The 11,739-nt window shown below is 63.9% G+C and carries 9 protein-coding genes and 1 pseudogene; 8 read left to right on the top strand and 2 right to left on the bottom strand.

Translation table 11 applies throughout. From position 1 onward, the window contains the following. Positions 1-205 precede the first annotated feature (205 nt). Positions 206-1,720 (top strand): IS21 family transposase, encoded by a 1,515-nt coding sequence (istA, locus tag L3X40_RS15480; protein WP_021238707.1) that lies wholly within the window; start codon positions 206-208, stop codon positions 1,718-1,720. After that, complete coding sequence (gene istB, locus L3X40_RS15475; RefSeq protein ID WP_031304487.1) at positions 1,707-2,435, top strand: IS21-like element helper ATPase IstB; 729 nt, start codon at positions 1,707-1,709, stop codon at positions 2,433-2,435. The genes istA and istB overlap by 14 nt, the downstream gene beginning before the upstream one ends. 115 nt (positions 2,436-2,550) lie before the next feature. On the opposite strand, the gene L3X40_RS15470 is transcribed toward istB, so the two are convergent. Further along, positions 2,551-3,423 carry a hypothetical protein gene (locus L3X40_RS15470; RefSeq protein ID WP_237366396.1) on the bottom strand — a complete coding sequence of 291 codons (873 nt, stop codon included), beginning with the start codon at positions 3,421-3,423 and terminating at the stop codon, positions 2,551-2,553. A gap of 252 nt (positions 3,424-3,675) precedes the next feature. Between L3X40_RS15470 and L3X40_RS15465 the strand changes: the two genes are divergently transcribed. The 3 genes from L3X40_RS15465 to L3X40_RS15455 all read left to right on the top strand — a co-directional run bounded on the left by L3X40_RS15465 (position 3,676) and on the right by L3X40_RS15455 (position 5,806). Next, a complete protein-coding gene (locus L3X40_RS15465; protein WP_231471610.1) occupies positions 3,676-4,335 on the top strand; it encodes a hypothetical protein in 660 nt (219 codons plus the stop codon). Positions 4,336-4,731: 396 nt separating this feature from the next. After that, positions 4,732-5,418, top strand: a complete 687-nt coding sequence (locus L3X40_RS15460; RefSeq protein ID WP_047867037.1) for a ParA family protein — start codon at positions 4,732-4,734, stop codon at positions 5,416-5,418. Further along, positions 5,411-5,806 (top strand): hypothetical protein, encoded by a 396-nt coding sequence (locus L3X40_RS15455; RefSeq protein ID WP_047867038.1) that lies wholly within the window; start codon positions 5,411-5,413, stop codon positions 5,804-5,806. Before L3X40_RS15460 ends, L3X40_RS15455 begins: the two co-directional genes overlap by 8 nt. 46 nt (positions 5,807-5,852) lie before the next feature. Here the strand turns inward: L3X40_RS15455 and L3X40_RS15450 are convergent, their stop codons facing one another. Then, a complete protein-coding gene (locus tag L3X40_RS15450) occupies positions 5,853-6,986 on the bottom strand; it encodes a replication initiation protein (protein ID WP_047867039.1) in 1,134 nt (377 codons plus the stop codon). Positions 6,987-7,843: 857 nt separating this feature from the next. On the opposite strand from L3X40_RS15450, the gene L3X40_RS15445 reads away from it, so the two are divergent. From L3X40_RS15445 to L3X40_RS15435, 3 genes and pseudogenes are all read left to right on the top strand, one after another. Then, a complete protein-coding gene (locus L3X40_RS15445) occupies positions 7,844-8,683 on the top strand; it encodes a DUF7146 domain-containing protein (protein WP_047867040.1) in 840 nt (279 codons plus the stop codon). Positions 8,684-8,786: 103 nt separating this feature from the next. After that, on the top strand, positions 8,787-9,365 hold the full coding sequence (locus L3X40_RS15440) for an NAD(P)H-dependent oxidoreductase (protein ID WP_047867041.1): 579 nt from the start codon (positions 8,787-8,789) through the stop codon (positions 9,363-9,365). Positions 9,366-9,508: 143 nt separating this feature from the next. Further along, a pseudogene (locus L3X40_RS15435) lies at positions 9,509-11,641 on the top strand (strawberry notch-like NTP hydrolase domain-containing protein); the annotation flags it as partial. Between the last annotated feature and the right edge of the window lie 98 nt (positions 11,642-11,739).

Genomic DNA, 11,739 nt, shown 5'->3' with positions numbered 1-11,739 from the left:
CCGGCCCGGGCCGCCGAACATCGGGGGCGATCCCGTTTCGGATACAGGCGCGCCTAAAAGCCTCCGAGCGATGCGGTTTGGCCTGATCGGTGAGGATCAGCGTGCAATAGGCACCCCCTTCGTGGGGTGATCGGCGTGCAAAAAGGACCCCTTCATCCCGGGGATTTAGTCGGCCGACTGGTTTTGATCAGTTGGCGAGAACGGGATGTTGATCGTGGAGACAGTGGTTCGGATTCGGCGTGAGCATGCAGCGGGTAAGGCGATCAAGGCGATCGCTCGTGACCTTCGTTTGTCGCGGAAGGTCGTCCGCAAAGCGATCCGGTCGCCGGAGGCGGCGTTCAACTATCAGCGCAAAGTCCAGCCGCTGCCGCGGATCGGTCCTTATCAGGATCGTCTCGATGCGCTGCTTGAGGAGAACGAAGGTCGCGGCCGCCGCGATCGGCTACGGATGACGCGTATCCATGACCTGCTGGTGCGCGAGGGGTTCGATGGATCCTATGATGCGGTGCGCCGCTATGCGGCGCGCTGGCGTGCTGCGCGGCGGAAGGATGCTGGCGAAGGCGCACCGGCGTTCATCCCGATGACCTTCCAGCCGGGTGAGGCCTACCAGTTCGACTGGAGCCACGAGGATGTGGAGATCGCCGGCAAGCCGATGCGGGTGAAGGTGGCGCATATGCGTCTCTGCGACTCGCGCGCACCCTATGTCCGGGCCTATCCGCGCGAGGGCCAGGAGATGCTGTTCGATGCCCATGCCCGGGCGTTCGCGTTCTTCGGCGGTGTGCCGCGACGCGGTATCTACGATAATATGAAGACGGCGGTGACGGCCGTGTTCACCGGCAAGGAGCGTGTGTTCAACCGCCGCTTCCTGATCATGACCGATCATTACATGGTCGAGCCGACCGCCTGCTCGCCGGCGGCGGGATGGGAGAAGGGCCAGGTCGAGCAGCAGGTCCAGACGATCCGAGGCCGCTTCTTCCAGCCGCGACTCCGGTTCGCCAGCCTGGCCGAGCTCAACGGGTGGCTGGAGGCCGAGTGCCGGCGCTGGGCCGAGCATCATGCCCATCCCGAACGCGGGGATATTACCGTCGCCGAGGCGCTGGATATGGAGCGACCGGCCCTGCAGCCGATCCTGGCACCGTTCGACGGCTTCCATGAGAGCGAGCATGCCGTCACCGGCACCTGCCTCATCAGCTTCGATCGCAACCGCTACTCGGTCATGTCGACGGCCGCACGCCGGACCGTTCAGGTGCGCTCCTATGCCGATCGCATCGTCATACGCTGCGGCGATGCGATCGTCGGGGAGCATGAGCGCCACTTCGGTCGGAACCGCACGATATACGATCCCTGGCATTATCTGCCGGTCCTCGCGCACAAGCCCGGCGCGCTGCGTAACGGCGCACCGTTCCAGGACTGGGATCTGCCGCCCGCCCTGCACCGATTACGGCGAAGGCTCGGCACCGGGGACGAGGCCGATCGCAGGTTCGTGCGGGTCCTCTCGGCGGTGCTCACCGATGGCCTGGAGCCGGTAGAGGCTGCCGTGCGCGAAGCGTTGGCGAACGGAACGGCCAGCGACGAGCTGATCCTCAACATCCTCTCCCGGCGCCGCGAGCCGGCGACACCCCACAGCATCGTCACTTCGGAAGACCGGATGCTGCAGCATCCTCCGCTCGCCGACTGTGCCCGCTATGATCTGCTGCGAGGCTATGATGCAGCGGCATGATATGATCGACACGATGCGCGGCCTCGGACTCAAGGGCATGGCGGCGGCGTTCGACGAGGCGGTCACCACCGGCCTCCAGCGCAAGCGCACCACCATGGAGATACTGACCGACCTGCTCCGTGCTGAGGCGACCCACCGGGATGCAGCCTCCATCCGCTATCGGATGACGGCTGCGAGGCTGCCCGTGGTGAAGGACCTGGAGCGGTTCAGCTTCGAGGGCACACCGATCAATGAGGAGATGATCCGCTCCCTTCACGATGGCTCCTTCCTCCCGCCTCGCCGCAATATCGTGCTGGTCGGCGGCACGGGGACAGGCAAGACCCACCTCGCCATCGCGATCACCGCCAATGTCGTGCGAAGGGGCGCTCGCGCCCGCTACTTCAACACCGTCGATCTGGTGACACGCCTCGAAGAGGAGACCCGGATCGGCAAAGGCGGGACCCTGGCGGCGCAGCTGTCGCGGCTCGACCTGATCGTGCTCGACGAGCTCGGTTATCTGCCGTTCGCCCGCTCGGGAGGGCAGTTGCTGTTCCACCTCATCAGCAAGCTTTATGAGCGGACCAGCGTCATCATCACCACGAACCTCGCCTTCGGCGAATGGCCGACCGTGTTCGGCGATCCCAAGATGACCACGGCGCTGCTCGACCGCGTCACCCACCACTGCGATATCGTCGAGACGGGCAACGACAGCTGGCGCTTCAAAAACCGCAGCTGACAGCCACCTTCGGCGCCTTCAAAAATCTATCTTGCGCTGCGCGCGCCTCCGGTCGGGCTACGCCCGCCCTCCGCCGCACGCAGCGCAAGGCCATCTTCAACAAACCAGCATCATATTATCCGAAAAGGGGGTCCCTCTTCGACGCCGATCGGGGGTCCCTTTTGAACGCCGTTTGACACTGATCGGCATGCCAGCGCCGGAAGAGGCCGTGCATCGGATAGCTGACGTCGACGCGCAGGTGGGAAAGGACCGGCTCTTTGGGCAACACAGCGCTCGCTACCGCCCGCCCGCACCGGAAGATCGAAGGGTCGCCGAAGCTCACATAATAGCCCAGAATCGACCGGGTCCAGATGTCGATGAGGAAGGTGATCCACGGTCTTCCGAGATGTTCGCGCCGCAGGCTATCGACCAGGATCACATCGCCCTTGGTATGATCCATCTGCACCAGATCGAGAAATCCCTCGCTGGCATATTCGCCGGGGTGCGGCTCATGCGCGCTCCGCGTCTTCGATCCCATCGTCGCTTTCGCCCAAACACGGCTCGGAATCTCGGCCAGCAGCCGCTCGATCGTCTTCTCGCTCGGGATCAGATCGGCGGGAAACCGATGATCTCCGTTATACGCGTGCAGCAGGCCCCAGATCTGCCGCGCCGCTTCCGCGCGCGATGGCGCGACCATCTTGAGCGCGATTTCGTCAATCAGCGTATCGATGGCGACCCTCACCTCGGGATCGATCCTGTGCGATCCGATAGCGGGTCCGCGCGGTTTTGGCGCCAGCGTTTCGGCAACGGGATGCAGCCGGAAGCGCGCGGCAAGTGTCCGTATCCGCCGCTCTTTGAGGCCGGTTGCCTCGGATATCGCCTGAACCTGCGCCGCAGTCACCGGGCCGCTAAGCGATATATGTCGCCGGAAATGCGGGTAGAGCGCCAGGCCCGTCTCGAGAGATTTGAGGCGCCGACGGGGCGCAGGAGACGGCTTGCGCTCAATCATGGAACGGGCTCCCCAACGATTTTTGCTGCCCGCGGAATGTAGCTTATTTTGTCTAAGGCCGCGACGTGCATATCGCCCTGGACAGATTTACTTGCAGCTCATTCGACATAATCTATTGATATTACTAGGCATTATGGAAATGCAGCCTATTCTGTCGGCTGACATCTGGACGAGTTCGCTGAATTTGACGGTTGGCGGCAAGCGCTGCTCTCAAACGAGCCGCTTGAATGGCGCGATGCTCTTCCCACGTCGGTGGTCGATCCACCCGGGGCGGCCGAGCACCCTCCCCTCATTCGTGCCATCGACCGTGTCCGGCAATATTCACGGCAACTCGGCACGATCACGCCCTGGCTTGGTCTACCCTTCTCCCTTCGTGATCAGGGTCTATCCCACGTCCCACTGCCCTGCCTCTGCGGCGGCGCCAAGGCTATGCGGCTGAAGCCGCGGCTGTCCGACGCGGACTGGCTGCCGATCGTGAGGTCGCTGCAACGTGCAGCCGCTGATGGGACTGAGCGGCTCGATCAACTCGAACGACTCTATCGTGACGCGCAGCGCGCGATCGTCAGCGAGTACAGACCGGGCGCCCTCCCCTCTTTGGCCGCTCTGACCATTCACCGTCCTCTTCTCTCACCGCAATTTGTCTCCGAGGCTCTCGGCCTCACTATAACTGGTGCGAGCAAGCTCCTCGAGCGCGGTGTCGGGTCTGGGTTGCTGGTCGAAGTCACGCGGCGTCGTTCCTGGCGCGTTTTCGTGGCCGGTGATCTCGCGGTGGCATTCGGATATGCCTCTCCCCAGCGCGGTCGACCGCGATTGGAGCCCCCTCCCCCACCTGCCGATCGAAGCCTCAGGCAGGTTTTCGACTCGTTCGATGAGCAGATGGCGGAGATCGATCGCCTTCTGTCCCGCTCTTGATCCAGCTATCGTCGCGATGAAGACGCCGTCGACGCGAGAGTCGCGTGCTGCGGTTTGGCCGATTTCCGCTGTTTTCTCCCTGTGCCGCGTTATGTGCCGCGTGTTGTAACGCGCTGGGTGCCGCGATTGCGCTCTGCCTAGCGTTCGCGCGGCGCAGCGCGCTGGCGCGTGCGGCATCGCGAGCCGCAGCGCGTGCGCTTGTGCGTTTACTGGCGCTTGCGTCCTCGCTGCTAACGGCGCTTGCTGTTGCGCGTGTGCCATTCCCAGCGCGGTCAGTAGCGCGGTCGCCTTGCACCGCGCTTACACAGGCGCTATGAGAAGCGCAGATCAATTGTGCCGCGCTGCCTGTGCCACGTCACATGGGTGCCGCGCCCGCGACCCACAGGGAGCTATTTCGTGCCAGTCATCACTATCGCGCAGAGCAAGGGTGGAGCAGGCAAGACGACGCTTGCGCTTGCCCTCGCATCGGAATTCGAGGCACTGGGCGGCTCGGTGTTCATGCTCGACGCCGACCGTCAAAACAGCCTGTTGAACTGGCACCGGGATCGGATCGCAGCGGGCAGGGGAGGGGACTCGCGCATCGCCGTCGAGGACGCCTCGCAGCTGCGGGACTCGGATATCGGTGCCGCGATCGGACGAGCGCGCGAGGCGGCCCAGCTCGTCGTCGTCGATTCCGAGGGAACGTCGAACTTCAAGACCGCCTATGCCGCTATGGATTCCGACTTTGTCGTCATCCCGACACGGTCATCGCGGCTCGATCTCGAGCGAACCGTCGAAACCAGCGATATGCTCGAGAAAATGTGCCGCGGCGTCCCATACCGCGTGCTCATCACCCAGACAGGGCAGGTGGCCCGCTCCAAAGCCGAGTGGGAGATCGACGGTCAAATCAGGAAAGCTCTCCCGACCTTCACCGACCAGATGTTCACCCTCGACGCCTTTCGCGCCATGTCGAACTACCGGATGACCCTCGCTGAGGTCGAAGCTGCCAACCTCGCCAAGACGGAGAAAGCGCGCCGCATCGCGCAAAGCGTCCTCGCCGATATTCTCAGCGAAATTCAGAACAAGGAGGCAGTCGATGCCTGAAGAAAAAGCCGCCGTGAGCAGCATGGGCGACATCATCGGATCGACACGGCAGCGCCTGGAGCAGCCAGAAGCGCCCGCCGATCGTCTCCGCGGGCTCGTTGCCGCTACAGCCGCGCCCAAACCTGCCAGCACGCCGCCAGTCCAACGCGAACCCGCCGGATCGGCGCTCCCAGCCAACTATTTTCCGCAGGTTACTGCCGATCTCGGCGTCACACCCAAGCGCAAGCCCCAGCGCGGTCCGGCCCGGTCGCTCCATATCAGCATGCGCCTGTCGCCTCCTGAGCGCGACCGCCTCGTGCGCTGGTGCGACGACCGCAACCTCAGCCTCCCGGACGGGATCATGGCGCTGATCGATCTGGCCGAAGGGGAGGGGAGGGCGCCCGAATAGGCCCGGTCTCGCTTTATGTGAGGAAACGGGGGAGGGCAGGCTATCCCTAAGGCCGGCCACGAAGCCCGACGAAACTTTTGCAGAAGCCTTCCCAGGATTTGTAGAGCGGCACGCCCGTCAGGGTCTTGAGCCGGTCGCCCATCTTCTCGCGAAACGCCCCGGCGATCAGATCCTTGTCCCAGCCGCCCCCGAAATCGGCCACAATCGTCAACAGGCGCTGATCCCCGCAGAAATGCATCGATCCAGTGGGGAAGGGCTTGCTCGACGGCAATGCCGCCACAGGGGCGGCCGCCGGAATGGCCGCGACCTCCTCGACGCTGCCATCGCGCCTGGCACGGCGTCCGACCTTGGGCCGATCGAGCTCCTTTGCCGTCTCTTCCTGCTCAACAGGGTCCTTGGGGCTGAAGGTCAGCTTGACCGCCTCGACCGGCCGGCCGCGCCCGGACCCCCGGATTTCTTCCCATTCCACGATGAAATCGGCGAGCTGGTCGATCTCCGCCTTCGATTTGACGAGCACGTCACGCCGAAACTCGGCGAAGTTCTTGAAGCTGCCGTCGGGCACACCCAGGCGTCGGCGCAGTTCATCGACGTTCATTTTGACGACGCGGTTCTGCCGATTGATGATCAGGCAGCCAAGATCGTACAAGGTGAGCGAATAGCGCGACTGGAGCGCAAGCATCACCCCGAGGTTCACCCGCGCATAGTAATCCGAACGCTGGATCACGCGCTTGAAGCTCTCTGAGAACTGAAACTCCACGACGCTCATGCCGTCTTCGGAGATTTCCTCGACGCAGCTCGACAGCAGCGACTGCGACATGATCGCAGGCTTACCCTTCTTCGAGGTGGTCCGGATACGGACGATCACGCGTAGCAGTTCGTCCATTACCGGCTGGATGCGCTCGTTACCCTTGTGCGAGCCGCGCAGTTCCTTCTTGGTGATCGTGAAAGTCTTGCTGTCTTCGCCGGCTTCCGGTCCCGCTTTCCGCAACATCAGTGCGAAAGCCTTTCTTCCGGCCGCACTCAACGACCCCGTCTCGAACTCGGATTCGACTAATTCCCCAGGTTTACTTACAAAGTCGAGGTCGCGGCGGCGAATCACGTCAGCAACCCGCAACGTCCGACTCAGACCCTCCAGGTCAGGCGGAACCTCGATTTCCACGGTGTCCGAATCGAGCTTCATGTGAGTTGCATACCATCAGCTTGTCATAATGAGAACCGCCCCCCGTTCACTCACATAGACGTGCCCCCAGACGCTCATAGAGACGTCGTTGGCCCATGCGATCACCAGCCCCCAAGCGCTCACATAAAGCCGCCGAGCCCTCGGCACGCGACTCGCGTTCCCGAGCCGAGTCGCGATCACTCCCCCGAAAACTCACATAAAAGATTCGTGTCGCGTGGCCGCGTCGAAGCGGCGAGCAGGGCCGCGCAGCGCGTGACCCCCGCCGACTCACATATAGATCTTCATATCATGTTGGTTTAATTGGCTTTTCTTGGCATCCCCCAATCGCTCACATAAAGGTGGAGAAATTCCTTATTTCGAACGCCCCATTTTCGCGGGCCGCCCCCGAGACCTCACGCAAAGATCCGCACGCCTCGGCCACGATCCCCCAATCGCTCACATAAAAGAGCATCTCCGATGTCGGCGATCTTCCCCGAAGCAAAAACATACGGGGATTCAGGGATTTCCCGGCAGCTCTTTAGCCCGTTTCGCCTGAGTCCCCCGAGAACTCACATTGTCCCCCGATCACTCAGGCTCCAGCCCCCCCTGGCTCGCACAGACGCCCCCGAGCCCTCACACTGAAGCCCCCGTCTCCTCACAAGGAGAGCACTCAACCTATTGGTTTACCGTCGTAAACGGCCCCTGAATCTTAGAATCAATGAATCTATGAAGCTCCCGCGCTCCGCTTGGGCGTTTTTAAGATTTGATTCTTCAAGAGGAGCAGAACGACCGTCCCGCAAAGCCGGTTAGCTGCGCCCCAGGATAAGGTGAGCCGGCAGAGAGGCAAGGGGGAGCATGGGCCGCGAAAGGAACTGCCAATGGCCCTTGTCGCGCTCAGACCAACCCAGGACCTCATCGATTTAGTCGGCTCGCTCGGGGGAACCTGGCACGGACGCACCGCGATGTGTCCGTGTCCCGCCCACGCCGACAGCACGCCCAGCCTCTCCATTCGCCAAGGCAACCAAGGTATTCTCGTCACCTGCTTTGCCGGCTGCGACCGGGAAGATGTTCTGCGTGAGCTTCGGCGGGTCCCGAGCCGTGGTCGCTTCGCCTACACCGACACGCCCACCGCGCGGTCCGGCAACGCCGAGCGGCTCTGGGACGAGGCGCTCCCTCTCGATGGCACGCTCGCCGAGCGCTATCTTCGCCTGCGACATCTCTGGCCTGTAACCCATGACCTGCGCTTCCACCCGCGCTGCCCCTATCGGCCCAAGCCGTGGACGACCTATCATCCTGCGCTGATGGTCGCGGTGCGGGAAGGGCGGCGCCTGACTGCCGTCCAGCGGATATTCCTCGACCCGTTGACAGCCCGATATCGGATGAAGCTGATGCTCGGCCGGCCGGGGCAAGGCGCATGGCAGGGAGGAGGGCAGGCAGTTCCTGTGCTGGCGCTGGCCGAGGGCTTCGAAACCGCGCGCGCCTTCACCATCCTCCACGACATACCTTGCTGGACGAGCCTTGGAGCCCGCCGGCTCGACCAGCTCCTGCTTCCGTCATCGCTGACCTCGCTGATCCTGGCCGTCGACAACGATGCCGAAGGCGCGATCGCGGCAGAGCGGGCAGCCCTGCGTTACGCCAGGCCGGATCTCGCGATCACCCCCATGCCCCCCAAGGGCGTCAAGGACTGGGCCAAGGTTCTCGAGATGAGCCGGCGATGACCAGGGTCTCGCCAACGGCAGCCTGGCATTGGCGCGGCACCTTGGGAAACTTCCTGATTGCCGGAGGCAACGCGGGAGAGGAAGGCAATGTCCGGAGGAGCGCATGGCACGCATTGCGATCATCGATGGACACCCCGATACTGATCGGGCGCGCTTCGTTCACGCGCTGGCGGATGCCTATGCGGCGGGTGCCGAGGCAGGCATCCACGAAGTCCGCAGGATCGATATCGCGTCCCTGGATTTTCCGATTTTGCGCTCGGCCAAAGAATGGCGCGAGGCCAATCCTGTAGACACGATCCACACGGCGCAAATCGACATTCGGTGGGCCGACCATCTCGTGATCCTCTATCCGCTTTGGCTCGGCGACGTGCCCGCTCTCCTCAAAGCCTTCCTCGAGCAGGTCATGCGGCCCGGCTTTGCGATCGATGAAACCGAACCTGATCAGCCAGCAAGACTGCTCGGTGGCTGGTCGGCGCGTATCATCGTGACGATGGGGATGCCCGCACCTTTCTATCGGTTCTTCTACCGGGCCCATAGCCTCAAGAGCCTCGACCGCAATCTGCTCCGCCTCGTCGGCATCGCACCCGTTCGCTATTCGATCATCGGCGGCGTCGAGAAGGGTGGCGGACACCGGAAACACTGGCTGCACTGCGTCCGCCAGCTTGGCCGGGACGCCCGATAGCACTGGTTCGGAAACTGTCGGCGAACCCAAGGCTTTCCGTGATAGCGTAGCCGGCCCCTGCCAACCACCGCGCGACTGGGCAAAGGGAAGGGGGATCGAAGGATTGATGCTGCCGATGGGGCAGCCAGTCCGGAGACCCCACCATGTCCGATCTCTTCGATACCGCCACCGCGGCCGAACGCCGCGCGGCCACGCTTCTCATCGACCGCCTCAGGTCGACGGACCCGATCACCCGGGCCGACCTCAATACGGCGATGATCGAAGGCTATGGCGGGACCGACGCGGACGGGCTCTGGACCCAGCGCGACAGCTTCGAGATTCTCGAGCATGCGCTCGCCCACCACCTCCAGTTCGGTCCCTATCCGCTGACCTCGCTCGATGACGTGATTGCGGCCTGCGACCTGCTCGACCGGCTGCCCACCCAGACCGTTCGCAGCGAAGATCAGATCGAATGGCAGCAGTTCTCGACGCCCGTCGATCTTGCCGCGGTGGCGGTTGTCCTCGCCAATATCCAGAGCGACGATGTGATCCTCGAGCCGAGCGCCGGCAATGGGCTCCTCGTGGCGCATTGCCGCGACTTCGGCTCCCTCCAGCTCAACGAATATGCGTCGGGCCGCCGGGCGCGTCTCGCCGATGTCTTCCCCGACGCGACCGTCACTGGCCACGACGGCGCCACGATCAACTCGAGCCTGGCGGCAGCGGCGCGCCCCAGCCTGATCCTCATGAACCCGCCATTCTCCCGGTCGGTCGGGCTGGGCGCGGACGCACACGCCGCTGTCCGACATCTCCAGGCAGCCCTTCGCCGACTGCAGGCCGGCGGCCGTTTGGTTGCAATCATGCCCGACTGGTTCGGACCCAATGCCCGGATGCGCGATCTCTTCGAGACCACGCTGCGCGATGTCAGCGTGCGGACCTCGGTGCGGCTCGAGAAATGCTATCTGAAGCACGGCACCAGCATCGCGGTCCGGCTGTTCGAGATCGACAAGGTCCCCGGCACGACCATTCCCGCGACGATCCAGCGCACCTCCATCCGCGAGCTCATCGGCGCGCTCACGATCCACGAACGCGCGACCCTCGCAGCGCCATCGGCGCCGACTCCCAAGCGATCGAGCAGCCCCTCGCTGTTCCGCGCCATGAAGAGCAATCGCGCGCAGCCGCGGCCCTATCACGCTCCGGTGCGCAACAACGTACTGCCTGTCGACTACGCGCCGCTCGACACGCCGGCGCCGCTGCTCGACCAGGTCGGTGTCTATCTTCCCTATCGTCCGAGCCGGATCACCTTCGACGCCGCCGGCGAACATCCGACTGCCCTGGTCGAATCCGTCGCGATGGGCTCGATCGCGGCGCCGATCCCGGCCTATGTGCCGCGGCTCCCCGAACGCACTGTCTCCGAACGCCTGCTGTCGGCCTCGCAGCTCGAAACCGTCGTCTATGCGGGACATGCCTGGGACCAGTTTCTACCGGGGAAGTTCAGGCCCGCCAAGGAAGGCGTCGGCCTTGAGGAAGCGCAGGATGGCCGCGCCTATCGCATGGGCTATTTCCTCGGCGACGGGACCGGGGCGGGGAAGGGGCGGCAGGTCGCCGCGTGCATCCTCGACAGCTGGCTCGCCGGCCGCCGCCGGAACATCTGGATTTCGAAGAACGAGGCGCTGCTCGAAGACGCGCGGCGTGACTGGACCGCGCTCGGTGGTCTCGCGGCCGACATCCAGCCCCTCTCCAACTGGAAGATCGACCAGGCGATACCGCTGGAGCAGGGCGTGCTCTTCGTCACCTACCCGACGCTTCGTTCGGCACGCGGTGACCACAGCCGCCTCCAGCAGGTCATCGACTGGGCAGGCGACGACTTCGAAGGCGTGATCGGCTTCGACGAAGCGCATGAGATGGGCGGCGTCGCCGGCGGCGAAGGGGCGCTCGGCAAGAAGGAGGGCTCGCAGCAGGGCATCTCCGGGGTCCTGCTCCAGAACCATCTGCCCGGCGCGCGCGTGCTCTACGCCTCGGCAACCGGCGCCTCCGACGTCAACAACCTCGCCTATGCCGTGCGGCTGGGCCTGTGGGGGCCGGAAACCGCCTTCAGCAACCGCGAGCAGTTCATCTCCGGCATCCGCAAGGGCGGCATCGCCGCGATGGAGCTCGTCGCTCGCGATCTGAAGGCGCTCGGCCTCTACACCGCCCGCGCGCTCAGCTTCGCCGGCGTCGAATATGACATCCTGCGGCATGAACTGACGCGCGAGCAGATCGCGATCTACGACGCCTATGCCGACGCCTGGGCGATCTTATGCGCAGCTGCGCATAAGATTGATTATCGCGAGGTCGCGATAATGTGAAGGAACGCGGCCTAAGCGCCGAATTCCTGTGTTGTTCGTGCGATGTTGCT

The sequence above is a fragment of the Rhizorhapis sp. SPR117 genome, assembly GCF_021742065.1.
This window is presented reverse-complemented; position numbering and strand designations above follow the sequence as displayed.